Origin of the sequence: Prosthecobacter sp., assembly GCF_044378005.1 — a bacterium.
GTDB lineage: Bacteria > Verrucomicrobiota > Verrucomicrobiia > Verrucomicrobiales > Verrucomicrobiaceae > Prosthecobacter.
This window is the reverse complement of sequence record NZ_JBILYB010000089.1, coordinates 1-25512: the sequence shown is the minus strand read 5'-3', so window position 1 is coordinate 25512 and position 25512 is coordinate 1. Positions and strand designations below refer to the sequence as shown.

General features: G+C 60.6%; 16 protein-coding genes. 5 read left to right on the top strand and 11 right to left on the bottom strand.

The features are described 5' to 3' along the window. Positions 1-2298: tetratricopeptide repeat protein (locus AC6FTP_RS16565; protein WP_497208030.1), on the top strand; the 2298-nt coding region annotated here is incomplete at its 5' end. A gap of 3 nt (positions 2299-2301) precedes the next feature. Here AC6FTP_RS16565 and AC6FTP_RS16560 read toward each other — a convergent pair. Next, the gene (locus tag AC6FTP_RS16560) at positions 2302-3936 is read right to left on the bottom strand and encodes a UxaA family hydrolase (RefSeq protein WP_497208029.1); all 1635 of its coding nucleotides are present in this window, start codon (positions 3934-3936) and stop codon (positions 2302-2304) included. A gap of 98 nt (positions 3937-4034) precedes the next feature. Here AC6FTP_RS16560 and recD2 point away from each other — a divergent pair, with 98 nt between their 5' ends. Beyond that, positions 4035-6200 carry an SF1B family DNA helicase RecD2 gene (recD2, locus tag AC6FTP_RS16555; protein ID WP_497208028.1) on the top strand — a complete coding sequence of 722 codons (2166 nt, stop codon included), beginning with the start codon at positions 4035-4037 and terminating at the stop codon, positions 6198-6200. 77 nt (positions 6201-6277) lie between these two features. Here recD2 and AC6FTP_RS16550 read toward each other — a convergent pair whose 3' ends face one another. The 6 genes from AC6FTP_RS16550 to rpe form a co-directional block, all read right to left on the bottom strand. After that, a complete protein-coding gene (locus AC6FTP_RS16550; RefSeq protein WP_497208027.1) occupies positions 6278-7591 on the bottom strand; it encodes an APC family permease in 1314 nt (437 codons plus the stop codon). Beyond that, positions 7592-8854, bottom strand: a complete 1263-nt coding sequence (locus AC6FTP_RS16545) for an efflux RND transporter periplasmic adaptor subunit (RefSeq protein WP_497208026.1) — start codon at positions 8852-8854, stop codon at positions 7592-7594. It abuts the gene before it with no gap. 70 nt (positions 8855-8924) lie between these two features. After that, positions 8925-9590, bottom strand: a complete 666-nt coding sequence (locus AC6FTP_RS16540) for an RNA polymerase sigma factor (RefSeq protein WP_497208025.1) — start codon at positions 9588-9590, stop codon at positions 8925-8927. Between the two features lie 138 nt (positions 9591-9728). Continuing rightward, on the bottom strand, positions 9729-11162 hold the full coding sequence (locus AC6FTP_RS16535; protein WP_497208024.1) for a shikimate kinase: 1434 nt from the start codon (positions 11160-11162) through the stop codon (positions 9729-9731). Next, on the bottom strand, positions 11159-12538 hold the full coding sequence (locus AC6FTP_RS16530) for an N-acetylmuramoyl-L-alanine amidase (RefSeq protein ID WP_497208023.1): 1380 nt from the start codon (positions 12536-12538) through the stop codon (positions 11159-11161). The genes AC6FTP_RS16535 and AC6FTP_RS16530 overlap by 4 nt, the downstream gene beginning before the upstream one ends. A 55-nt stretch (positions 12539-12593) precedes the next feature. Continuing rightward, on the bottom strand, positions 12594-13277 hold the full coding sequence (rpe, locus tag AC6FTP_RS16525; protein ID WP_497208022.1) for a ribulose-phosphate 3-epimerase: 684 nt from the start codon (positions 13275-13277) through the stop codon (positions 12594-12596). Positions 13278-13446: 169 nt separating this feature from the next. Between rpe and AC6FTP_RS16520 the strand changes: the two genes are divergently transcribed. Further along, a complete protein-coding gene (locus AC6FTP_RS16520; protein ID WP_497208021.1) occupies positions 13447-16737 on the top strand; it encodes a PSD1 and planctomycete cytochrome C domain-containing protein in 3291 nt (1096 codons plus the stop codon). Between the two features lie 22 nt (positions 16738-16759). Continuing rightward, complete coding sequence (locus tag AC6FTP_RS16515; RefSeq protein WP_497208020.1) at positions 16760-18202, top strand: DUF1501 domain-containing protein; 1443 nt, start codon at positions 16760-16762, stop codon at positions 18200-18202. Here the strand turns inward: AC6FTP_RS16515 and AC6FTP_RS16510 are convergent, their stop codons facing one another. From AC6FTP_RS16510 to pyrF, 3 genes are all read right to left on the bottom strand, one after another. After that, positions 18203-20011: a bifunctional lysophospholipid acyltransferase family protein/GNAT family N-acetyltransferase gene (locus tag AC6FTP_RS16510; RefSeq protein ID WP_497208019.1), complete on the bottom strand. Its 1809-nt coding sequence runs from the start codon at positions 20009-20011 to the stop codon at positions 18203-18205. An 81-nt stretch (positions 20012-20092) separates the two neighbouring features. Continuing rightward, positions 20093-23509 carry a patatin-like phospholipase family protein gene (locus tag AC6FTP_RS16505; RefSeq protein ID WP_497208018.1) on the bottom strand — a complete coding sequence of 1139 codons (3417 nt, stop codon included), beginning with the start codon at positions 23507-23509 and terminating at the stop codon, positions 20093-20095. Positions 23510-23745: 236 nt separating this feature from the next. Beyond that, on the bottom strand, positions 23746-24504 hold the full coding sequence (gene pyrF, locus AC6FTP_RS16500; RefSeq protein WP_497208017.1) for an orotidine-5'-phosphate decarboxylase: 759 nt from the start codon (positions 24502-24504) through the stop codon (positions 23746-23748). 135 nt (positions 24505-24639) lie between these two features. On the opposite strand from pyrF, the gene AC6FTP_RS16495 reads away from it, so the two are divergent. Continuing rightward, a complete protein-coding gene (locus AC6FTP_RS16495; RefSeq protein WP_497208016.1) occupies positions 24640-24792 on the top strand; it encodes a hypothetical protein in 153 nt (50 codons plus the stop codon). Between the two features lie 497 nt (positions 24793-25289). Here AC6FTP_RS16495 and AC6FTP_RS16490 read toward each other — a convergent pair. Continuing rightward, the coding region (locus tag AC6FTP_RS16490; protein WP_497208015.1) for a hypothetical protein at positions 25290-25512 on the bottom strand (223 nt) is incomplete at its 5' end.

Genomic DNA, 25512 nt, shown 5'->3' with positions numbered 1-25512 from the left:
CCGAAAGGTCCAGACGAAGACCTCTTCGAATACGCAAGCATGTCCTATGACCGCAGCGAGTGGAGCATCGCCTCCCAATCCTTCGGGCAGTATTTGCAGAACTACCCCTCAGGTCGCCACGTCCCAGCCGCGCTCTTTCGCATCGGCGAGTGCTACAAAAACCTCAACCAGGTCAAAGTCGCCGAAACCTACTGGCAGGAAGTGGTGACCCGCTACCCCAACTCCGAAGGCGCCCCCTCCGCCGCCTACCGTCTCGGAGCCATCCTCTTCAATGCCCGCGACTTCGACCAGTCCGCGCGCATGTTTGCCCTGTGCGAAACCAAGAGCCCCCTGCCCCAGGTCCGCCTCGCCGCCAGCTTCAACAAAGCCCGTGCCTATCAAATGCTGGGTGATACCAAACGCCAGATGGCCGCGCTGAGCGTCGTCATCGCCGTCAAGGCAGCCAAGCCCGAAGACAATCCATACCGTGAAGCCGCCCTCCTCAGTCTTGGCGTCCTCCTTTTGGCTGAAGATAAAAAGAACGAAGCCCTGCCCCTCTTCCAAGAACTCCTCCTCACAGCCAAGGACAACACCACCATCGCCGAAGCTTCCGTCAATGCTGCGGTGCTGCTCATCGAAACCGGCAAACCCGAGGAGGCCATCCCACTCTTTGAGCGGGCGCTGAAGATTCCTGAAACCAGCAACGCCAGCCGCAGCATTGCCCTCGTCGGCGTGGTGCAGGCCATGTTTGCCAAAGGTGATTACGATGGCGTCATCAACAACTACAACGCCAACGCCACCATCCTCCCCGAAGGCGAAACAAGGCCCAAGATGCTCCTCATGGTCGGCAACGCCTTCCGCATGAAGAAGAGCTACGCCCGCGCCGTGGAAACTTACCTCATGGTCGAGCAAAGCGCCTCTGGCAGTGATGCCGCCTTCGAGGCCGGCTACTGGAAGCTCTACTGCTTCTATCTTCTCGATGACAAAGACCTCGCCGAGTTCGCCACCGGTTTCATCGCCAAACATGGTGAGAAACACGCCGGTCACGAATTCCTGAATCTCGCCCGCCTCATCCGAGCCGATCATCATTTCAACAAACAGCGCTACGCCGAAGCCGCCAACTGCTACACCGACGTTCAGATCGACAAACTGCCCGCCAAACTCCAACCCGGCACCCTGTTCAATAAAGCCTGGGCACTCGCTGACGCCCAACGTCCGCAGGACGCCATCGGAGCCTTCTCCCAGTTCCTCGCCCAGTTCCCCGCAGATGAACTCACTGCCAAGGCGATTGCCCGCAGAGGCCTAACCTACCGCGACATCAAGGACACCGCCAACGCGATGACTGACTTCAAAAGAGTCGCCCAGGACTTTCCCAACTCAGAGGCCACCGAACTCGCCTACCTTCAGATGGGTCTCATCGCCGCCGAGCAACGCGATCACAAAGCCACCATCGCTGCCTTCGAGACCCTCGTGAAAAAGTTCCCCACCAGTCCAGCCGCCGGACAGGCCTGGTTTGGCATTGGCCGCGCTCATTACTCCCTCCAGCAATGGGCCGAATCAGTGAAGGCACTCATCAAAACCATTGATGTCGATCGCAAGACCTACCTCGACCAGGCCAGCCAGATGATCATCCAGGCTCAGTACGTGCAGCAGAACATCGAGGCACTCAGCAAGGCCATCGACGACTACCGCCGAGCCAACGCCAAAGGCAATGTCCCGCCCAATGTCCTCACCTGGCTCGGCCTCAAGCTTTACGATCAAAAGAACTACCCTCGAGCCGCCCAATACCTCGCGCTCGCCTCCACACCTGACGCCCCTGAAAACACCGACCCGCGCGTCTGGAACTACCTCGGCATGGCCTTCCTGGAAACCAAGGACTACGAGACCAGCGTCACAGCCACCGACCACTTCCTCAAAGTCACCTCCGATGGCGCTCCCAAGGCTCGTGGACTTCTCACCAAAGGCCGTGCCCTGCTCGGTATGAACAAGTTTGATGAAGCCGAAGCCGTCGTTCAGGAAGGACTCGCCTTTGCCAAGGATGGCAAACCCCAGGCCCTTCTCCTCATCCTTCAAGGCGACATCCTCATCGCTCTCGGCGACAAACTCACCGCCGAAAACCAAGCTCCCGCCGCCACCGAGAAGTACAAGGCCGCTGCTGGTAAATTCATGATCCCCGCCCAGTTCTTCGATGACGATGAGGTCACTCCCGAGGCACTCGACAAATCCGCCCAGTCCCTGGAAAAATCAGGGCAGGCAGACAAAGCGGCGGAGTTCCGCAAACTCCTCAAAGACAAGTATCCGAGCTATCAGGGGAGATAAGCTTCAAAGCGAAACCCCACGCTTCCAAGGCAGGAAGTCATCCTGCCCTAGAGACACAGCCTTGGGCACATACTCGCCACTCGCCGTGGCGATGCAGAGATCCAGCAAACTCTCGCCCATTTGCGGCACGGTTTGTTCACCGGTGATCACCGGACCCGTGTCAAAATCCAGGATGTCTCCCATGCGCTGCATCAGCGTCGTATTCGTGGAGATCTTCAGCGTCGGGCAGATCGGGTTGCCCGTCGGTGTGCCGAGACCGGTGGAGAAAAGAATCAAATTGCACCCGCCACCCGCGATGGCAGTCGTGGACTCCACATCATTCCCCGGTGTGCAGTAAAGCGTCAGCCCACCGTGCTTCGTGATCGGTTCGCTGTAGTCCAGCACATCCACGACCGGAGCCGTACCGCCTTTCTTCGCCGCACCAGCGGACTTGATCGCATCGGTGATCAGCCCATCGCGGATGTTTCCCGGCGATGGGTTCGCATCAAAGCCCGAATTGCAGGCCTTCGCCGCGCCTTCATAGGCGCGCATGAGATGCACAAACTTGTCCGCCAGTTCCGGCGTTGTGCATCTATCGCACAGACTCTGCTCCACGCCGCAAAGCTCTGGGAACTCCGACAGCACCGGCGCACCACCGAGAGCGGACAGAAGATCCGCCGTGTGCCCGATCACTGGATTCGCCGAGACGCCGGAGAAGCCATCACTGCCACCACACTCCACGCCGACAATGAGATCGCTCAACGAACATGCCTCACGCACCTGCTCGTTCGCCTTCTTCACCCCTTCAAAGGTGGCCGTGATCGCCCGCGCCATCATGTCGCGCTCGGAGGCACTCTTTTGCTGCTCGAAGATATGCAGCGGCTTGTTGAAACGCGGATACAGCCGACTCAGAGCATCCTGAAGCAAACTCACCTGCGCGTGCTGACATCCCAGACTCAAGATCGTCGCGCCAGCCACATTTGAATGAGCGATGTAACCCGCCAGCAACTGCACCAGCGCCAGAGCATCCTGCCGTGTGCCACCGCAACCGAGACCGTGCTCGAGTAACTTCACGCCATCCACATTCGGAAACAGTGGCTTCGGAGCCGCGAAGAGCCCTTCTTCCAAAGCCACCTCCAAGGAGTCACCTCGCCGATGCCTTTCGACCAAAGTTTGCGCGAAGCTCTCATACGGCGATGACCGCGCATAACCCAGCGCCCGCGTCAGAGCCTCGCGCATGAAGCCGAGATTGCGGTTCTCACAGAACACCAGCGGGATCACCAGCCAGTAGTTCGCCGTGCCCGAGACGCTGTCGCTGCGCTTGAAGCCACGGAAAGTCCGGCCCGACCACGCGCTCACATCCGGCGGAGTCCACACATAGCTGCCACGCTTGCCTTCAAAGCCCGCCGCCTCGTGCTTGAGATTGTGCGTATGCACCAGCGCCCCGGCAGCGATGGCCTGAATCGTGCGACCGACAGTCACACCATACATCGTCACCTTTTCACCAGCGGCAAAGTCCTGCGCTGCAAACTTATGCTTCGCAGCGATATCCTCCCGCAGCGTGATCCCATCCACTACATTCCCCGCCTTGAGATCACGAAGCGCGACGATGAGTTGATCGTCAGGATGAACACGAAGAGTGAGGCGGGCGGAAGACATGGTGGTGAATGAGAACAGCAGTCCAGAAACAAGCGAAGGCGTCAAGCACGCAACAAATTCCTGCCCATCCAGACATCATTGCAGTAAATAGCGGCGTCATGCCATCCCCTGCCCCGTCCAACACCAGCCTCCGCGGAATCGTGGAGCGCGTGGTGTTTCACACGGAGGACACGGGCTACTGCATCCTGAAAGTGATCCCGCAGGGCAAGCGCGAGGCCGTCAGTCTGATAGGCAAAGCGCCACGCGTCGTGGCTGGCGAGCAATTCGAGGCCACGGGCCAATGGGAGGCCACTCGTGATTACGGCGATCAGTTCAAATCGGACACGCTCAAGCTCACGCGTCCAAACAGCAGCGAGGGCATCGAGCGCTATTTGGGCAGTGGTTTGATCGACGGCATCGGCCCCGCGTATGCGAAGCGCCTGGTGGAGAAATTCGGCCCGCGAATCTTTGACGTGATCGAGAACGAGTCCGTGAAGCTCGAAGGCGTGGAAGGCATCGGGCGGAAACGCCGCCAGGAGATCCGCGAGTCCTGGCTGAAACAGAAGAGCATCCACAACATCATGCTCTTCCTGCACCAGAACGGCATCAGTTCATCGCGGGCGCTGCGCATTCATAAAACTTATGGCGATGAAGCACTCGCCGTACTCACCAGCGATCCCTACCGGCTCGCGCAGGACATCCACGGCATCGGCTTCAAGACCGCTGACCAGATCGCGCAGCAGATGGGCCTTGCTGCGGATGCGCCGGAGCGCGTGAGAGCCGCCATTCTGCATACCTTGGAGACTGCCTCTCAAAGCGGTCACACTTGCCTGCCCGAGCAGCTCGCTGTCGAAAAGACCGCCGAGTTGCTGCGCATGAATGACACGCTCATTCGCGAGCAAATCGAAGTGCTCATTCTCGAAGAGAAGCTCGAGCGCCACACGCTCGGCGAAGCCCAGGTTCTTTATCTTCCCTACCTCCGAGCCGCTGAGCAAAGCATCGCACGCAGCCTGATGGGACTCGTTGCCCTTGCGCCGTCCTACCCCACCATCCAGGCGGATGAAGCCATCGCCTGGGCAGCTCAGGAAACAGGCAAAGCCCTTGCCGAGAGCCAGCAGCGCGCAGTCATCGCCGCACTGACCTATCGCTGCCTCATCATCACGGGTGGGCCTGGAGTCGGAAAGACCACGATCCTCCGAACCATCCTCGCCATTCTCGGCAAACACGAGATCAAGATCGTCCTCGCCGCACCCACCGGCCGTGCGGCGAAGCGCCTGAGCGAAAGCACTGACCTCGAAGCGAAGACGATGCATCGCCTGCTGGAATTCCAAGGCAGCGGCTCCTGGGGACGAAACCGCAGCCACCCACTCACGGGCGATCTCTTCGTGCTTGATGAATGCTCCATGATCGACACACCGCTCATGGCGCAGTTCCTCTCCGCTTTGCCAACAGGCGCGCATCTGTTGCTCGTCGGTGATGCAGATCAGCTTCCATCCGTCGGACCCGGCATGGTGCTGCAGGATCTCATCGCCAGTGGCAAAGTGCCCTGCGTGAAGCTCACGGAGATCTTCCGCCAGGCCGCCAGCAGCCGCATCATCACCAGCGCCCATGAGATCAATCGCGGCCAAGTTCCCGACCTCCGCCCCTCCCGCGATGCCGACTTCTTCTTCCTCGAAGCCACGAGCCCAGGACAGATCAGCGACACCATCATTGATCTCGCTCATCGCCGACTTCCCGCCCGTTACGGCTTCGATCCCGCCCGCGACATCCAGGTGCTCACGCCGATGAACCGCCATGATCTCGGCACGCACGCACTCAATCATCATCTGCAAAGCGCGCTGAATCCGCCGAACGAACTCAAATACGAACTCGAACGCTTCGGCACCACTTTCCGCGTCGGTGATAAGGTCATTCAGACGCACAACAACTACGACAAAGATGTCTTCAATGGCGACCTCGGCCACATCGTCAGCATCGAGACTGAGCCGCTGAAACTCAGCGTCCGATTTGATGGCGAGCGACTCGTCGAATACGAACCCGGCGAGCTCGATGAACTCCAACTCGCCTACGCCATGACCATCCACAAAAGCCAAGGCAGTGAGTTCCCCTGCGTCATCATCCCTGTCAGCACGCAGCACTACGTGTTGCTGGAACGCAGCCTCATCTACACCGCCATCACCCGCGCCAAAAAGCTCGCCATTCTTGTCGGTGATCCAAAAGCCCTCGGCATTGCCGTGAGCAAGCAAGAGAGCCGCAAGCGCTGGACGGGATTGAGGATAGCGTAGAACGAGTTTTCAACTCGGGAGAGGGAGATGGGCGAGATGGAATCTCGCCCCACCAGTTTACGACTTTTAAAGTCGTTCTACTTCTTGGGGGAGAGAAGGTAGAGCAGCGCGCCAACGGCGATGGTGCCGAGTCCGGCGAGGGATTCCATGGGCTGGCGGAGCATCTGGTAGGTCATCATCCAGACGCTGATGCAGATGAAGATGATTGGGGTGACCGGGTAGCCCCAGCAGCGGATGGGGCGCGGTAGATCCGGCTGGGTGCGGCGGAGGACGATGAGGCCCAGCACGGTGAGGAAGGAGCAGAGCTGGATGCTGAACTGGACGTAGGTCAGCACTTTCTCAAAGGTGGCGGTGAGGATGAGGACCACGACGATGGCAAGCTGGGCCAGCAGGGCGACCTGCGGAACGCCACGCCGGGTGCAGACGGCGAAGGGGGCGAGGATGCGGAAGTCCTGCCCGATGGTCATGGTGACTCGCGGCCCGACCCAGGTCATGGCGCTGATGCTGGAGACGAGCCCGAGACATATGAGCCCGGACATGATGCGACCGCCGGTTTGACCAAAGATGTAGTTCGCCGCCACATGGCCGACATCGACCTGCCCGGCGAGTTCCTTCATCGGGGCGACGTGAAGAAAGACGGCATTCAGGGCGATGTAGAGCAGGCTGACGAAGAAGGTGCCGATGCCGATGGCGAGCGGGACATTGCGCTGCGGATTTCGGATCTCGCCGACGATGTAGGTGGCGGCGTTCCAGCCAGCGTAGGAGTACATCACGAAGACGAGGCTGATGGCAAAGGGCGGGCTGGTGATGAGCTTCCAGTCTCCTGGCTCCGGCAGAAAGCTGACGGGCTGGGGATGGGTCACGCACATTCCAGCGCCGATGAAGACGAGGATGAGGGCGACCTTCAGCCACGTCGCCAAATTTTGAAATCGTGCGCCGACATGAACGCCCAATGAATGAACCACCGTGACGAGCACCACCGCGAACAGCGACACCGTGACGGGGGAGACGATGCCGGTGATGCCCGCGAAGTATTTTCCCAAGGCCATGGCCGCGAGGGCGATGGGTGCAGCGAAGCCAACCGTGGCCGAGAGCCAGCCTGCGACGAAGCCGATGCAGGGATGAAAGGTGCGGGAGAGGAAATGATACTCTCCGCCGGAGCGTGGCAAGGCGGCGGCGAGTTCGCCATAAGCCAGGGCACCGCAGAAGGCACAGAGTCCGCCGACGGCCCAAAGCACGACGATGCTGAAGCCGGAAGGAAGATCACCGACCTGAAAGCCGAGGCTGGTGAAGATGCCAGTGCCCACCATGTTGGCGATCACGATGGCCGTGGCCGTGATGAGTGAAACACCTTGGCTGCGAACGGGGGTGTTGGGCGTGGAGGGCTGCACTCAGGTGTCGGCTTTCTGGCTGACGACAGGCGGCTTGCCTGCGGGCTTCTCATTCTTCGTCACCGGGGGTGGTGCCTGACCATCAATGGTCGGCAGCACGCGCGCGCCATCGGCGGGGAATGGAATGGGTGTGATGCAGAGCACCGCGCCATCTTTGGGAGACTTGGCGGCCTTGGCAGAGATGACGATGTGCTTCTCCGTGCTAACGAGCGGCTCCACGGACATGCGGCGCAGGGTGTTCTGCGGCTGGTCGATAAGGATGATCTCGTTCCCTGCCCTGACGGCCTGACGTGGAATGATGTAAACGTCCTCCAGAGTATCGCCCTCGATCACGGCCTCGACAAAAGCTCCGATGGTCAGCGGCGGGGCTCCATCGTTACGGCTGGCATAGGGATCCGTGACTTGCACGACGGCGGTGGCCTGACGTGTCTGCTCATCGAGACTGCCCTCCACCCGGACGAGGCGTCCTTCCCAAGTCACCGACTTTCCAGCGACGGTGGCTTTGAGCAGGACCTTCGGTGTCTCATTCACGGGCTGATCGCGGAAAGGTTGCGGCAGCTTCAGATACTGGCTTTCACGCTCAGGCAGCGGCAGGCGGATCTCGACATAATCGACGGCAAAGACGCGGCCAAGCATCGTGCCCTGAGTGACAAACTGCCCGACGTCCACCGCCTGCTCCAGCACCTGACCGGCGTAGGGTGCGCGGATAACCGTGCGCTCCAGATCGCGCTCGGCTTTCAGCACGCGGGCCTTGGATGCGGCCACATTGGCCTCGGCCTGCGCCACCTGCGGAGCACGAATCACGAGAGCGGAGGGCTCACCGCCGCGGCCCAGTGCCTTCCAGTTTTCTTTTGCCTGCTCGGCGCGGGCTTTCTCCTCCACCACGACAACCTCACTCTGCGCGAGTTCGGCTTTGGCGATGACGATGGCAGTCTCGTAGTCCGTGGTGTCGAGCTTGAGTAGAACTTCGTCTTTATTGAAGAAGCCGCCGGGACGGAAGGACGGGCTCATCTCGATGATTTTGCCGCTGACCTCCGGCAGCAAGGTGCTGCGCGTGCGGGGCTGGACGGTGCCCTGAGATGGCACCTGAAGAGCATAGCTGACCCGCTTTAAAACGGTGCCTTCCACGCGCACCACCGTGGGTGGCATGGTCATCGTCTGCTGCTCGGGCGGATGGGAAAGCAGCCACCACGTCACATAGATGCAACCGCCGAGGATGACGACGGGCAGGGCAAAACGGAGAATGGAACGAATCAGACGCATGAACGGGGGCTGCGTTACTTGAACGCTTCCAGTTCGCCTAAGATGCAGGTTTTGTCGAATCAAACGCTGCTTAGAGCATCGTGCCTTCGAGTCCCTGCACTTCCTTTTTCACGAGGGCACCGACGCGATGCTTCGCCAGATAGACCTGGGCGGCATTGATGCCGAGGGCCTCGCTGGTCTTCTTCACGCCCCAGCCCTTCATGACATAGCAGTCGAAGATTTGGAACTGGCGGGGAGAGACCTTGGCCTTCACGCGCTCGATGGCAGCGGAGGTGATGTTATCCCGCCATTCTTTGTCCCAGATGCTTTCGAGGAGGTTGTCCTTCTCATTGCTGAGGCGGTCGATGGCGAGATTGCTCGTGTCTTCGCTGTCGGCATTGCCTTGGTCAGCGAGGGATGGCTGGCGCTTGCGGGCGCGGAAGACATCCAGCACACGCCAGCGGGTCATCTGAAGCAGCCAGGCTTTAAAAGAACCGGCGCGGGGGTCATACTGCCCCTTCTGCACCTGACGGGCGATGGCGATGATGGTCTCCTGAATGACATCGAAGGCTTCTTCGCGGGTGAGGCCAGCCTTGGTGGCCACCGAGTAAATGAGTCGCCAGTAGGTCTGGTAGAACTCATTCCAAGTCTTCTGGTCTTCCCAGTTGTTGAGACGTTCGATGAGGGACTTGCGGGTTTTCTCCCACAGGCCTTTCTCTTTTTTGATCTCTTCAGGTATATCGGGTGGCACCTCCATTGGAACTGATTGTCAACGGTTCGCGGCCAGTGTCAAACTTCGTGTCATCGCCATCCGGCCCCGTGCCGAAAAAGTCTTTCTATCGCTGAAATACTGATACGCCTGTGCTCGAAAATGCCGCTGAAGTGAGGCAACGGCCTACTTTCGGTGAGCAAAGAAGATGCGCGCACTCTCGGCCACGCCGTAGGCGCTCTCCTCCTGCGTGAGGTCGTCCGTGAGGATGCGCAGGTCCGCGAGGGCTTTGTAGAGCGGAGCACGCTCCTGGATCAGCCGCTCCAGCTTTACCCGAGGAGGCTCCTCACCGCGAAGCAGCGGGCGGTCATTGTTTGAGGCCGTGCGGCGGACGAGCAACTCCGTGCTGGCCTCCAGCCAGGTGATGAAACCGAGGTGGCGCAGCAGCGGCCGGTTCACCGGCTGGGTGATGATGCCTCCCCCCGTGGCAATGACGGTGTGGCGCGCACCGAGAAGCTCACGCAGCACGGCACTCTCACGCTGGCGGAAACCGACCTCCCCTTCCCTGGCGAAGATTTCCGGGATGGAGCAGCCCGCGCGGTCGATGATCATGTGGTCGGTGTCCGCGAAATGGAATCCCAGCAGCCGCGCCACCAGCCTGCCGACGGTGGATTTCCCACTGCCCATGAGGCCGATGATGACGATGTTCTCCGAGCGTGGCAGCGGTACCTCGCCGCCTTCATCGACGAGTGCGAGGATGGAGGACGCGAGCAGCGGATCTTCATGCAGGGCATCGAAGTAACTCGGATACTTCGGCACCCAGCCCGTGGCACGCAGCTTGGCATTTGAGACATGCTTGTGCGTCCAGCCGCGCTTGCGATTCGGATCAGGGGCCTTCGTTTCAGGCACCGGCAGGCTAAAGAGGGCCGCCAGCTTTTCCAGACAAGCACGCTGGGTCATCTGCGCGTCATCGACGACGTTAAAGATGCCTGCGTGCTTCTGCGTGACGAGGTGGACGAGCGCTGAGGCCGCATCGTCGCCGTGGATCTGATTCAGCAGGCGTCCGTCAGGCGCGCCGTCGTTCACCTCGATGCCGCTTTTGCCCTCCAGCAGATTCTTCAGCACAAAGGAACGCCCAGGGCCATAGATGCCCGCCAATCGTGCCACAGTGCCGCCTTTACTCAGCGCGATCTCCTCCGCCGCACGCAGAAGACGTCCAGTATCTTTGCCAGGATCAGCAGGGCTGGTTTCATCGACCTGACTGCCGTCCGTCTGCGGATAGACGCTCGTGCTGCTGGTGTAGAGCGGCCAGGCTTCTGGATAGGCCGAGATGAGATGCGTCAGCCCATCGACATAAACCGCCTGATACATCTCCGCGCCGCCCTTGCTGGAACTGGCGCAGTGGATGAAGGCATCCACGGGACCGGTCTTTTCCCGCAGGGCCTGGACATCCTCAGCCGAGGAGACATCGCAAGCCAGCGCCCGCCAGGGTTTCGCCGCCGCGAGCCGCTCTGCTGAAGCGGGAGAATGAGTGACGCCGATGACCTCATGGCCGCCCGCGTGGAGGAGATCCGCCGCACGCTCGCCGACGAAGCCGCATCCGATGAGGAGCACCTTCATGAGTCGCGGCGGTGGTTTTGATAATAGTTCACGAGTCCATCCACCACGCCTCGCACATAGTCCTCGATGGCGCTGGTCACCAGCTTCCCACCAATGAGGGTGCGTCCGAGATAATGTTCGGCGATCAGGCGGCGGTAGGTTTCCTCGTGGTTCATGACATAGGGCTCCAGGTAGATCACCGGGCAGCGGTAGATCCGGTTTGCCAGCAGGTTCCGTGCATAGACATACGGATTGTCAGGCAGCTTGCGGGCGTTTGGCGTGGTATAGACATAGGCGGGCAGGCCGGTGCTGCGCGCCGTGCTCTCCGCGATTGCCTTTGCCAGGGGTAGTTCCTCCTCATGCACGCGGCCAAAGAGACGCGCCAGCATCTCAAAGCGCACATCCTGCTGCATCAGCTCGACATTCGAGTAGCAGCCGTTCACGAGGACGTGCAGATGATTCTGCGGCGAGAACTGCGGAGCCGTGGAGTCGCCCCAGGACTCGGCATTGAAGTGCAGGCACACCACGAGGTCCGGCTTGATCTGCTTGTTCACCCGCTCCCCACGGGCATGGATCTCGCTGACACGATAAAACAGCTTCTCACTCTGCCACTGCACCGTCAGCAGCTTCGCCTCGCCGGTCACGCCTTGATACGTCGGCACTGGATTGGGAAAGCCCGCCTCGGACAGCAACTGCAGCGCGTCTTTCTCCAGATCTGCCGGACGTCTCGTGGTCACAGGGTCATTATTCTCCCGCACCAGACTCACGATGGCCCCCAGCTTGATGAGCCGCTCCTTGAGAATCTTCGCCGTGAGCAATGACAGATCGCCCTCGCGGATCGACTCCCCCATTTTGAAGCTGAGGAAGCGCTCCTCCATCATCGCCCACGAGCCACCGATGTGACCCGGATCGAGCGCGATGTGCAGATCACTCAGCAGCGGGCGGCCGTTCCGTGGCGGCAGATCGCTTGCACGTCGCCAGGAGCTCGCCAGCGGAGCGCCGGACTTGCCCACCGGGCGAAAGGGCAGCTTCAGCTTCGGCTTCGCATCCTGGCCCGTCGGCACGAGCAGCGCCTCCTCCGTGATCTCAAAGGGCGGTGGCAGCGCATTGGCCTCCGAGTATAGCTCCTGCCACACCTTCTGAAATTCTTCCCTCGTCAGACTCCCGGCCAGCGCCTCCAGCTCAGACCAGTTCGGGGTCGTACCGAGAGCACTCAGCTTCCCCAGTTGCGCCGCCAGATCAGCCGTTCCGATCATCGGCGACGCCGCAGGAACTACCGCTGGAATTGCGGCAGGTGGTGGTGCAGCCACGGCGGCAGGTGCTGGTGCCGGAGACTGCGCCTGCAAACTGCCCACAAGCGTGCCCGTGAGCCAAATTAGATGCCTTAAAAACCTCATTTGCTGAGACTAGCGAGGTTTGATCGTGCTGGCAAGGAGGGCGAGCAAAACGACCTCAAGCCACCGCTGCCACCAGCTCCGTCATCGCCGCCTTGGCATCTGGCGGACCGAAGAACGACGTGCCGCAGACAAAGAGATTCGCCCCGTGCTGTTTCGCGATGGGGGCGGTGTGCGTGTAGATGCCACCATCGACTTCCAGGTGGTATTTCAGGCCATGGGCATCGCGGTAGTCCCGCGCGGCGGCCAGCTTGGGCATCGTTTCCGCCTCCATAAAGGGCTGCCCGCCGAAGCCGGGCACCACCGTCATCACCAGCAGCAGATCGATCATGTCCGCATACGGGATCGCGGCTTCAAAAGGCGTGCTCGGATGCAGGGCAATGCCGCACTGCTTCCCAGCCGCACGGATGCGCTGCAAAGTCTCCGCCACAGAGCTGTCGTAGTTCGCCTCCACGTGGATGGTGATGTTATCCGCCCCCGCTTTGAGAAAGCGCTCCAGGTAATGATCCGCGCGGTGGATCATGAGATGCACATCCAGAAACAGGCCCGTGCATTTCCGCACCGTCTGCACCATCTGCGGCCCGAAGGAGATATTGTCCACGAAGGCCCCGTCCATCACATCCAGATGCAGCCACTGCACCCCCACCGCTTCCGCCCGCTGAACTTCGGCACCGACTTTGGACCAGTCAGAGGCGAGGAGTGACGGGAGGATGAGGGGTGTTTCGTGAGTCACAGAGGGCATGATGGTCGATGAAGCCTCGCCCATCGTCCCCCGCAACTGCGAAGTTTTCATGCCAAGGATGAGGAGGGCTTTCGCAGAAAGCGCAATAACTGGTCTGCAAGGCGCTCATGCGTCGTTCGTATTGCTTTGGGTGATGTTAGGATACATCACCCCTGTCGCATTCCCCCCGATGACACCTTTGTTTACACGCCCGCTTCTCTTGCTGGGTGGCGCTCTCGCCATTCTGAGCGTCCACACCCATGCTGCTGATCCTTTCCCGCCGGAGCAGATCGAGTTCTTTGAAAAGGAGATCCGCCCGGTGCTGGCGGACAACTGCTATGACTGCCACGGCGGACATAAGCACGAGAACGGGCTCCGTGTGGACCTGCGCAGTGCTCTGATGAAGGGCAGCGACTACGGCAAGGTGGTGGAGCCGGGGAATCCGGCCATCTCGAAGCTGATCAAGGCCATCAACCACGCCCCAGGAGTGGAGGCAATGCCAAAGAAGGCTGAGAAGCTGAAGCCCGCGCAGATCGCCGCGCTGGAGAAGTGGATCACGATGGGACTGCCCTGGCCAACTGAGGTGGAGGTGGTGCATGAGACAAAGGCGGACCCTATGCAGCACTGGGCTTATTTGCCAGTGCAGCGCCAGCCGGGAGTAAGCATCGACGGCTTGGTCGGCTCCAAGCTGAAAGCCGCTGGGCTCGACTTCGCGCCGAAGGCGGACCCGGCCACACTGTGCCGCCGCATCCATGTGACACTGACAGGCCTCCAGCCGAGCTACGAGGACGTGCAGAGTTTCATCAAAGAGCCGAACGCGGAGAAGCTGATCACCAAGCTGCTCGCCACGCCGACCTATGGGCAGCGCTGGGCACGTCATTGGTTGGACGTGGCCCGCTATGCAGACACGGATGGCTATCAGGTGGCGGGGAGGAACATCAACTACCCGTATGCTTACACGTATCGGGACTGGGTGGTGAAGTCGCTGAATGAAGACCTGCCGTATGACCAGTTCCTGATGCATCAGCTCGCGGCGGACAAGCTGCACCCGAACGAGCCTGCGCATCCGTCTTTGGCGGCGCTGGGTTTCCTGAATGTGGGGGACAAGTTCATCAGCGACCGCAATCTCCAGATCGATGACCGCATCGACGTGGTCAGTCGTGGGATGCTCGGCGTGACCGTGGGCTGCGCGCGCTGCCATAATCACAAGTTTGACCCCATCCCGAGCAAGGACTACTACGCGATGTATTCCATCTTCAGCAGCAGCGAGCAGCCGGAGCAGAAGGACCTGCCCGTGATCGGCAAAGCTTCCGATGAAGCCGCCTTCAAAGACTATGAAGCCAAGGTGGCGGAGATCGCGAAGAAGGAGATGGAGTTCAAGACGGAGGTGTATCACGAGATCCGCACACCGGAACGCGTGAGCCAGTATCTGGCCTTTGCCCAGGAAGCGGCGGGCATCAAAGACCGCACCGCCATGCGTGGTCGTGCAGGTCAGCTCAAGCTGCGTGACACCGTGGCGGACAAGTGGGGCGACTTCGTCCAGCGTCATGCATTGAAGGGCAAGCCGCATCCGGTGATGATCGCCTGGAAGGAATTCTCCGCCATCCCAGCGGCTGAGTTTGCCGCGAAGGCACCCGTGGTGCTGGCCTCGCTGACGAAGCCTGAGAGCGGGCTGAATGCCGTGCCTCGCAACGAACTGGCCAAACGTCCCGCGCCGAAGAGCTTCGACGACATCGCCAAGATGTATGCAGACATCTTCCTCACCTGCCTGGACGGCAAAGAGCCTGACAATGCTGACTGGAAGCAGGTGCGCGAGATCCTGATGAGCGACCCCAGCCCCATGGCCGTGCCGGTGGAGCAGGCGAACCTCTTCTTTACCCGCAAGGACCTGGACAAGGTCACGAAGTTCAGCAACGACCGCGTGAAGATCGAGTCCGAGCACCCCGGTGCTCCACCTCGCGCCATGGTCACACTGGACAAGCCAAAGCCCACTGATGTGCGTGTCTTTGTGCGTGGCAATCCAGCCCGTCAGGGTGATCCCGCGCCGCGAGCCTGGCTAACCATGTTTGGCGGAGAGAAGTTCACCGATGGCAGCGGTCGTCTGGAGCTGGCGAAGAAGATCGCCAGCAAGGACAACCCGCTCACCGCCCGAGTCATCGCGAACCGCGTGTGGATGATGCACTTTGGCAAGCCGTTGGTTGGGCAGACGAGCGACTTCGGTGTACAGACACCGAAGCCTGCGCAGGCCGAGTTGCTGGACTACCTCGCGTCCTACCTCATGGACAATGGCTGGAGCCTGAAGAAGCTGCATCACCTCATCCTTACCAGCCGCACCTGGCAGCAGGACAGCGCAGTCACGCCTGAGAAGAGTTTGCAGGATGCGGACAACGACCTGCTCAGCCGCTACAACCGCCAACGCCTTGACTACGAGACCATGCGCGACGCTTTGCTGCAAGCCAGCGCGGACCTCGATCTCGGTATCGCCGGTGGACGTGCCGTGCGCTACACGGAGAAGAATGCTGACGCTCGCCGCAGTGTCTTCCTGCTCGTGGATCGCTACGATCAGCCGACCGTGCCTGCGATGTTCGACTTCGCGAACTCGGACAGCCACAGCCCGATGCGCTACGTCACCACCGTGCCGCAGCAGGCGCTCTTCCTGATGAACAGCCCCTTCATGAGCCAGCGTGCCAGCAAGGCGGCGGAGAAAACGCCGATCAAAGGCAGCAGCATCGACTCCCAAGCCGTGACCGACCTCTACCATCGCGTCCTGCGTCGTGACCCACGACCTGAGGAGGTCGATATGGCTCAGCGCTTCATCGAAGACAGCGAGCAACTCCGCCGCCGCAGCAGCGCTTTTGTTTGGAGCTACGGCTATGCGAAGGTGGAGAAAGACGCCGCCGGGCAGCACAAGCTCGGTGCTTTTAAACCCATGCAGCACTTCGGCAAGACCGCGCAGACGAAGAACCGCTGGTTCCCCACCGACACCTTCCCTGACAAGGATTTCGGCCATCTCTTCCTCGCCGCCAACAGCGGGCATCCAGGGCGCGACTTCGCCGCCGTGATTCAGTGGGTCTCGCCTTTCGACAAGGAACGCATCCGCCTCAGCGGTGTGCTCAAACGCACCAGCGAGCGTGGCAATGGCGTGCGCGGCATGATCGTCTCCAGCCGCACGGGTGTGATCGTGAACCACCTGCTGAAGCCCGTGGATAGCATCGACCTCAAAGCCGAGATCGAAGTCCAGCAGGGCGAGACGATCTCCTTCGTCGTCGATTCCGAAGCCAGCACCGACAGCGATGGCTACACCTGGATTCCCAAGATCGAGCGCATAGCCGAGGACGGCAGCGTCACCCTGATCACCAAGTCCGACACCGACTTCTGCGGCCCCGACGCCTGGCCACTCAACCGCACCAAACCCCAATCCTCCCTCTCCCAGCTCGCCCAGGCACTCATGATGTCGAACGAGTTTCAGTTTGTGGATTGAGATCTAAATAGCCCCCACCGCCATGTCCCACCATTCTCTCAATCTCGAAGACCACTTCCTCACACGTCGTCAGTTGCTCAATCGACTGGGCACCGGGCTCGGAGCTTATGCTCTGGGCGATCTCATGGGGGCTAATCAGGCTCAGGCAGCTGGAGTCGATGGCACGAATCCTTTTGGCGTGCGCCAGCCGCATCATGAGCCGAAGGCGAAGCGCGTGATCCACTTCTTCATGAATGGCGGGCCCTCGCAGGTCGATACCTTCGACCCGAAGCCCATGCTGGCGAAGTTCGATGGCAAGCCGCTGCCGAGCGTGCTGAAGACCGAGCGCCCGACTGGTGCGGGATTGAAGTCGCCTTTTGCCTTCAAGAAGTATGGCCTGTGCGGCCTGGAGGTGAGCGACATCTTTGGAAAAACCGCCGAGTATGCCGATGACCTCTGCGTCATCCGCTCCATGTATGCCGATGTGCCGAATCATGAGCCTTCACTCGGCCTCATGAACTGTGGCGACGGCCGCCTGCATCGTCCCAGCATGGGTTCGTGGATCACTTACGGCCTCGGTTCCGAGAATGAAAATCTGCCCGGCTACATCTCCATGTGCCCGAAAGGCATGCCCACGCGGCGCACGAAGAACTGGCAGTCCGCCTTCCTTCCCAGCATCTACCAGGGCACCTACATCAACACGGAAGACACGGAGGTGGACAAGCTCGTCGAGTTCATCAAGAACGGCTCGCTTGATCTCAAGCAGCAGCGTCGCCAGCTCGATCTGCTGCATGAGTTGAACGAGAATCACCTCAAGCAGCGCCAGAATGATCAGCAGCTCGATGCCCGCATCCAGAGCTTCGAGCTGGCCTACCGCATGCAGATGGAGGCCACCGATGCCTTCGACATCAGCAAGGAGCCCGAATCCGTGCGCAAAGCTTATGGTGAAAACGATTTTGGCCGCCAGACGCTCATTGCACGCCGTTTGCTGGAGCGCGGCGTCCGCTTCATTCAGCTCTGGACCGGTGCCGGCCAGCCCTGGGACAGCCACGACGAGATCCTCGACCACGCCCGTCTTGCCAAAGATGTGGACCAAGCCATCGCCGCCTTCATGGGCGATATGAAACAGCGCGGCCTCTTTGATGACACCCTCATGATGTGGGGCGGCGAGTTTGGCCGCACGCCCGCTGTCGAGCTGCCAACACCCGGCGCGAATGCTGGCAAGCAACGCGGTCGCGATCACAACCACTACGGCTTCACCTACTGGCTGGCCGGTGGCGGTGCCAAAGGTGGTTACACCCACGGTGCCACGGACGAGTTCGGCTTTGCTGCTATCGAAAACAAAGTCCACGTCCACGACCTGCACGCCACACTGCTGCACCTGCTCGGCTTCGATCACGAACGCTTTACCTACAAGTATGCCGGCCTCGACTTCCGTCTGACTGGTGTCAACGAATGCGGTGTGATCAAAGAGCTGCTGGCCTGATCAGGAAGTCTTGTGCCGCGCGAGGTACTCGCGGCATTTCTCTTCGCCCATGTATTTGGCGAGGAGCTTGGGCTCGGTCTCGGTGAGGTCCACGAGGATGAGTCCGTCGATGACCGAGGAGAACTGCTTGTCCACGTTGAAGCTGAGAATGGTGCCACTCAGGCGAAGGTAATGCTTCAGTAGAATAGGAATGCCTTTACCATCCGTCTCCAGGCTGGAGATGAGCGCGGAGCAGTCGTCCACATCCTGGAGATCGGCACTGATGAACTCACGCATGAGCTTGCGGCCGCGCAGGTAGCGGAAGGGATTGCGCGGTTTCACGAAGCTGGCGAGATCCTCGTGCAGGCAGTTTTCCTGGAGGAACTCGACCATGAATTTGCGGCTCAGCTTGTCGTAGTCCTTGCTGATGCTGACGGGGCCGAAGAGCTTTTTATATCCCGGATTCCGGGAGATCCAGTGGGCGATGCCTTTCCACAGCAGCGGCAGGGAGGAGAGGTTGCGCTGGTAGTCTTTGGTGATGAAGCTGCGCCCCATCTCCACTGCCGATTCGATGTTGGCGAGGAATGGCTTCTCGAAGGTGAAGAGCGTGTTCGTGTAGAGTCCCTTCGGTCCGTATTCGCGCAGGATGATGTCAGCCCGCCCGAGTCTATAGGCACCTGCGATGCATTTCTTCTGCTCATCCCAGAGGAAGAGATGCTCGTAGTAGCGGTCGAATTTATCGAGATCCACCTCTTCACCCGTGCCCTCGCCAACTTGGCGGAAGGTGATCTCACGCAGGCGACCGATCTCCTGAAGCGTGTCCGGGATCTCGTGCGAATGGGCGGCATAGACGCTGAGCCCCCCCTGAGTGACGAGGCATCCATTCCGGGCACGCACGGCCTCGACTTCCAGAAGGATGCGGTCCCGATGAGACGCCGCACGGTGATCGTCAATACCAGGAATCAAGTCGAGTTCAGGCTCCGGCTCGGGCATGTTCCGGCGGCGCTCGGCAAGGATAAGGGTATGGATACGGAGATACTTCGTGAGCGCCTCATCATCCTCAAACTTGCGCAGCTTGCCAAAGGGGATGGTGTTGCCGATCCGCATCTCCACCGAGGTGCCTGCTTGCTGACAAAACTCACGGAAAAGAAGCCCGGTACGCAGACGCGGATGGATGACTCCCGCGAGGTGGAAAAGAGGACTGTTTCCACCAGGAAAGTACACCGGTAGCACCGCAGCCTGAGTGCGGCGAACGAGGGAACCCACGTGATGCGTCCAGGGGGCTTCTTCGATCCCCTTCCCCGGCTTGTAGGCGGAGACTTCACCCGCCGGGAAGATGATCATGGCCCCACCAGCCTTCAGATGTGAAAGCGCGGCTCTCATGCCATGGAGGTTTTCCCTCGCAGCCTCCTTCCCACCGAAAGGATTCACCATGATGCCGTGATCCTTCACCTCAGGCATGACGGCGAGGAGGGAATTGGTCATCACTTTCAAATCACGACGCTGCCTGCCGACGTAGCTGGCGAGGATGCACGGGTCGAGGAGTCCATAGGGATGATTGGCGACGATGATCAGCGGCCCGCTCTTGGGGAATTCGAATCCCGCAGGCATATCCAGTTCACACTGCGCACCGAGCGATTGGACCACTCCCTCGAAAAACTCACCGCAGGTCTGCTGCTCAGGCGGAAGCTTGAGATAGCGCTCGCGTCCAAACTGGTAGTGTTGATCCAGCCCCCGCAGCCCGAGCACACGTTCCACAGTGGGGCCAAGCACACGATAGAGCGTACGCTGGAGGGGAGTTTGGAGTTGCGAACTGAGGTCGAAGATCATGACCGTGGGAATCACCTGCTTAGTGATGCCATGGGGCCCCAGATTCTTCCGGTGTGCAAGCACGGAACCGTGACGGCGATGTCAGACTGTGGCCGGTTTTTGTGGATACTCGGTGGTGCCCGGCTGCCTTGGCGGGGCGAGCTGCTGATCCCAGAAGGCGGCGAAGCGTTCCCCGAAGGTGGGCTTGGCGGTTTTCCATTCGTTTTCCACGAAGGTAAAGCGCGCCCAATGGCGGAAGAGATTCATCCAGCCGGAGTTGTCCTCCTCGGAGGTGGTGCGGGCCAGATCGAGATCCAGGTACACATTCTCCATGAGCTGGAAAAGCCGCTGGCAGAGGAAGCGCCCCGCCCTCTGCTGCCCTGGGCTGAGCGCCTCCACAGGCCAGTCTTCCCGTTTGAGCCTTCCGCTGAGATTGCTGCCGGCTGGAGGCAGGATGATGCACTCCATCCAGTGCAGATCGCTCAGGGTCTGCACGTCCTTCCAGATGCCTACGAGCGTCTCCGTATTGCGGACAAACTCCGTGTCTGAGCCTTCCGTCAGCGGTGCCCAATACTGGCGCAGAGTGGTGGAGAAGCGGTTGAGGAAGACCGCCTGCGCAGGCGCGACTGCACCCGGAAGCCGTTCGCTGGGATCCAGAAGGCCGGGGTCGGTTTGCCGGAGGAACATCACGCTGGCTTCGAAACAGGTCTTTGCCACATGACGCCCCAGCTTCCGGTAGCTCTCGAACTGCGACTCGGAGAAGAACTGATCCCCCGTGCTCTCGTGCGGAAAGCCGGGATTGGCGGCGCGGTATTGCAGCAGGTCTGTCGGCTCATCTCCGGTCCAGGAGGACTTCAGATACACCAGGGTTCCGTCCTTCGTCCGGTCATTGGGATCGTAGCAGATGCGCCCGATGGCACAGTGTCCACGGCACGGGCCTCCTTCGGCCTCGGGGCTGATGGAGCGTGTGTCGATCTCCAGCCGCACGCCAAAGTCCACCCAGCAGCGCCGGATGGCCGTGCCCAAGCCGTGGAAGGTGTAGCCACCATCCTCCTCCGCATCGGAGACGATGATGACCCGGCAGCGGCGGCGCACGAGTTCATACAGGCCGAGGTTTTCAAAGTGGCCGCCATCGGACAGGTAGATGAAGGGATCATTGATCGAGGCGCTGCCAAAGAGCTCCTTCACCACATACCAGCTCATCGGACGGTAAACGGGCGGGCTTGCCTGATCCCAGCCCTTCGTCCGCGCAGGGTTCGCCGACCACCAGCCGAGCCGTGCATTGAAGACCGTGAGCATGAAGGCGATCAGCGGCGCGGTGTGGTAGCCCGAGTTCGGACTGGCCGCTGCGCCGGAAATGGAGATCGCCGCGCCAGCGGTCATCTGCCCGTTCATGTATTTATCCGTGGGGCGGAAGCCCTGCCTCACTTTCTCCAGCAAGCCGCTGCCCACGCCCATGCCCAAACGCTCAAAGCCACAGTAGAGCGGCGTCATGGAGAAGGACTCCGCCAGCCGCTCGGCCACATCGAGATCGGGATTCTTCGAGGTATTCACCGCCGTGTTCACGATCCAAAAAGGCCCGCGAAACCCCTTCTTCATCCGATGCTGCATCTGGCACAGCGGCAGGTCATCGCCAAAGTCAAAGCCCGTGAAGAGCTCCGTCCGCCGGTCACTCCCCGGCCGTGCCGCGCCGAGGTAGCAGCGCATCAGGCGGTTGCGGTAAAAGAGGTTCATCGAAAGCTCATTGATGTCCAGATGCGTGAGCGCGATGGCGAGCACAAGGCACAGGCACACGATGAGGATGAGCAGAGGTCCATCGCCCTTGATGAGCGGCGTGTAGAGCCATTCACTCCACGGGTCTGGCAGCACCTCGCCCAGCCAGCCATAGACCTTGCCCCAATGCTCCGTCGAAAAGCGCATGAGCCCGTCCACCAGACAGGCCACCGCCAGCAGCAGGCCGCTGAAAAAGAACAGCGGCGCCAGCAGCACCAGCTTCTCCTTCAGACCACTGCGCCGCACCCCGTTCGTGCTTGCACCGCCCGCCAGCTTCAGGCCGATGCCGGAGGTGACGACCCAGGTCAGCATCGCCGGCAGACGCATCTCCAGCTTCGGCATCATCCACATCACCAGCTCCGGCCCCTTCAGCGCCACCAGGCACAGCACCAGCGAGGCGAGACTGACGATGAAGAGCCATGCACCGATCCGCGCCCACCATTCACGGAAGCGATCATCGAGATCCTTTCCCGCCATGGAAATGCCCGCACCGATGAGCAGCGAGTAAAAGAAGATGCACATCGGCGCTCCCAGAATCAGCCGCCACTCCAGCGTCATCAGAAAGCCCGCGTGCCGCATGTGCAGATTCGTGATGCCCAGCTTTTGCGGCAGCTCCACGCTCAGGATGTCCAGCAGGATGCTGATCGCCGCATGGGCCAGACCCAGCGTCAGTAGATAGACCACGGCAAACTGCGCCGCCAGACTGAGCGCAAACTTCACCAGCCCACGGCAGCGTGGTGTATTCCGGCACAGAATCCGCGTCACCACCATGAGGCCGGAGACCATCATGCAGAGCTGGCGGATGCGCTCATGCTCCCATGCCTGGATGTGCAGTTCGTTCACCTCCATCAGCCCCCACAGCAGCGCCGGGGTCATGAAGCCCACATGCATGAGCACCAGGATCACACAGGCATCCATCCACTTCGTCTTCTCACGCAGCCAGCGCACAGAGCCCTGAAAGCACCGCACCAGCAGCCTTCCCAAAGAGTGCTTTTCCAGACTCGCGACCCCCTTGCTGCAAAAGCCACGGATCTTCCGGAGCCTTGCCGAGGGCTCCGCCACCCCCACGTCCGACTTTCCTCCTCGGCTCACCCGCATCAGGCAAAAGCAGGCCAGCAGTCCGACCAGCCCCATCATCCCACCCTGGGTCAGATTCCAGACCTCCAGATTCTCCCGGCGGGCCAGCATGTCCGCCTCACTCATCGTCGGCATGCTCGCCCCCGAGATCATATCAAAGAGCGGCAGCCCGGCATACGGGATCAGCATCACCAGCATCAGGAAAAGCAGCAGCAATACTTGCAGCGCCACCGTGTTTCTCAGCCAGATGGAAAGCGCCGTCCACGTGTCCGCACTCAGAAAGCCGGACTGCGGCGTCAGGTAGCGTCCGAAGCGCCGCAGGTGCCGCACAGCCTCGTGCCCATCATCGAGAAACTCATCCTTCTTCTCCTCGCCCCGGCGCAGCCGATTCGACATGAACCAGCCGCCGATGTAGCCCCCGCCGGACACCGTGGAAAGATAGTCCACCTGGTCCAGCAACCCCTGGGAGCGCAGCTCCTGCATCACTCCGAGGCCAAAGGTGGCACTGCGGATGCCGCCGCCAGACACCGCCAGCCCCACCGTCTCCTCCAGCGCCTCGATCTTCGGCAGACAGCGGTTCTCCCGCTGCGCCTGGATCTCCTCCACCTCATCGAGACGGACATCCGGGCAGGTCGGGTCAGGATCACGGAAGCGCATGGCGTAGTTCATGCACACGACAATGCCCGCAAAGCCCGCCCGCCTGCAATCCTAATCTTCTCCAAGCCAGTCCGCGCACAGGGCTTACGCCTCATGTTTTGGCGGGCCGATGCTACAGGATTCACAGGATGGCCGAGATTCACAGGGCTGAAAAATCCTGCTGATCCTGCTAATCTTGCCCATCCTGTGACTCGGGCCGTGATTGACCATCAGCCACCTATTTGATGAGCAAAGCCCTGGACCGTGCTTCAGCCTAGCGACGCCCGGATGGCATCCCGCCAATGCTCGGCGCGCTGCGCGTAAGACTTGTCATCCGCCGCGTTCGTGATGCCTCGGGACACATTCACCAGCAGCGGAGCCTGGCGCCCCGTGCCTTTCAGCGCCGCCAGATCACCGCCCTGAGCGCCGAGACCGGGGATCAGCAGCGGCACATCCGGCGTGCGCGCCAGCACCTCCTGCGCCGCATTCGTCAGCCCCACCACCAGACCCACCTGCGGGCTCACCTGCGTCATCTCCGCCACGATCTGGAAGACCTGCCGCTCGCCGCCCTCCAGCTTTTGCAGTTCGATGTCCGCCGCCCCTTTGTTCGAGGTCACGCCCAGCAGATACAGCCCCTTGTCCGCGTATTTCAAAAACGGCTCCAGCGTGTCTCGGCCCATGTAGGGATTCAGCGTCACCGCATCCACCCCGAACTCCTCAAACGCCGCCTTCGCGTAGTAGCCCTGCGTCTCACCGATGTCCCCGCGCTTCACATCGAAGACGATCGGCACCTCCTTCGGCACCTCCTTCAGCACCTCCGCCAGCATCTTCATCCCCTGCCAGCCCAGCGCTTCAAAATAGGCCGAGTTCGGCTTGTAGGCCGCCGCATACGGCAGCGTCTCCCCGATGATGCGCAGGATGTTCTGCTTCGTCTCCTCACCCGCCGAGTCAGCCCGGATGTCCAGCCCCACACAGAGGTTCGAGCCCGTAGCGGCGATGCGTTGTTCCAGTTTGTCGCGGAAAGTCATGATCGTGAGTGTTGGTAAGTCTTCCCTTCTCTATGAAAAGACCGCCCCCGGCGGCAAACAGGAAATGCCATTTTTCCACTCCGCAGCCTCGGTGGCGGGATTTTCGGCATCAACGGCTAAAGTGAACTTGGTTTCTTGGGCGAACGCTTCGGATCAGGCGACGGCGAGCGCAAGACGCTGCTGACACGACAGATAGCCTTCGAGCCGTTGCCTGCATCCGTTTTGTTCGCCCTTGTTCTCGCGGTCGTAGTGATCATGGTGTGGACACTGGGTGGCGGCAATATGTGAAGTAGAAGACCGAAGATACTATGGCTAAAGGCAATGCAACCAGCACACCAAAAGCCATAGCAATAGTAGGTAGTGTGTACCAAACCGCATCCTCAAGAACGCTGTAGTGCGAGCCACGAATGTTGTCGCTGCTCGACAAAATAAAAGGGGGAACTGTCGAGATCGCGGCCAACCAAATCCTCATGCGAGCGCCCACCAGCGAAAATACAACGGTGCTAAACAAGGCTCCAAAAATCAGCGCTCCAGATGCTCCCAAACCTGCACTCGAGTATAGCACTGATACACCAACCCCAATCACAAGCGCTAAGCAGAATGGCAAGCCTTGCGGAATAGACTTCATATTAGTGCGTGGCGCTCTGTTGGATGGGCGAACGTTGTTTAGCCACAAAAAACTGTGGACGAATCAACCTGATTCTAGCCAGCCGTCCTTCCGTTGGCAAGCCAGTCCTCTGAGGAAGGCCGCTTCGGGGCAAGGCGCTTGGCTTGAGCCTGCGGAGTCAGGCTTGGCTGAGGCTGAAGGGGAGGCTGGAGATGAAGAGCAGGAGTAAGAATGAGCGGTCCATGCAGCGCGTCAGGTAGTGGTGTGGTAATGGGCGGAGAGCCTTTGTCGGGGGGCGGCAGGAGCCTGTCAGAAAGTTTGTGTGGAGGGTCAAAACCGAGGACAGGAAGACATGAGAAGACCCAAAACGAAGGAAGACAAAGCGCTCGATGAAGCGCTGG

Bases quoted from the DNA above. Each gene is read 5' to 3' on its own strand.
- AC6FTP_RS16560 (WP_497208029.1), bottom strand. From the start codon at position 3,936: ATGTCTTCCGCCCGCCTCACTCTTCGTGTTCATCCTGACGATCAACTC.
- recD2 (WP_497208028.1), top strand. From the start codon at position 4,035: ATGCCATCCCCTGCCCCGTCCAACACCAGCCTCCGCGGAATCGTGGAG.
- AC6FTP_RS16545 (WP_497208026.1), bottom strand. From the start codon at position 8,854: ATGCGTCTGATTCGTTCCATTCTCCGTTTTGCCCTGCCCGTCGTCATC.
- AC6FTP_RS16540 (WP_497208025.1), bottom strand. From the start codon at position 9,590: ATGGAGGTGCCACCCGATATACCTGAAGAGATCAAAAAAGAGAAAGGC.
- AC6FTP_RS16535 (WP_497208024.1), bottom strand. From the start codon at position 11,162: ATGAAGGTGCTCCTCATCGGATGCGGCTTCGTCGGCGAGCGTGCGGCG.
- AC6FTP_RS16530 (WP_497208023.1), bottom strand. From the start codon at position 12,538: ATGAGGTTTTTAAGGCATCTAATTTGGCTCACGGGCACGCTTGTGGGC.
- rpe (WP_497208022.1), bottom strand. From the start codon at position 13,277: ATGCCCTCTGTGACTCACGAAACACCCCTCATCCTCCCGTCACTCCTC.
- AC6FTP_RS16520 (WP_497208021.1), top strand. From the start codon at position 13,447: ATGACACCTTTGTTTACACGCCCGCTTCTCTTGCTGGGTGGCGCTCTC.
- AC6FTP_RS16515 (WP_497208020.1), top strand. From the start codon at position 16,760: ATGTCCCACCATTCTCTCAATCTCGAAGACCACTTCCTCACACGTCGT.
- AC6FTP_RS16510 (WP_497208019.1), bottom strand. From the start codon at position 20,011: ATGATCTTCGACCTCAGTTCGCAACTCCAAACTCCCCTCCAGCGTACG.
- AC6FTP_RS16505 (WP_497208018.1), bottom strand. From the start codon at position 23,509: ATGAACTACGCCATGCGCTTCCGTGATCCTGACCCGACCTGCCCGGAT.
- pyrF (WP_497208017.1), bottom strand. From the start codon at position 24,504: ATGACTTTCCGCGACAAACTGGAACAACGCATCGCCGCTACGGGCTCG.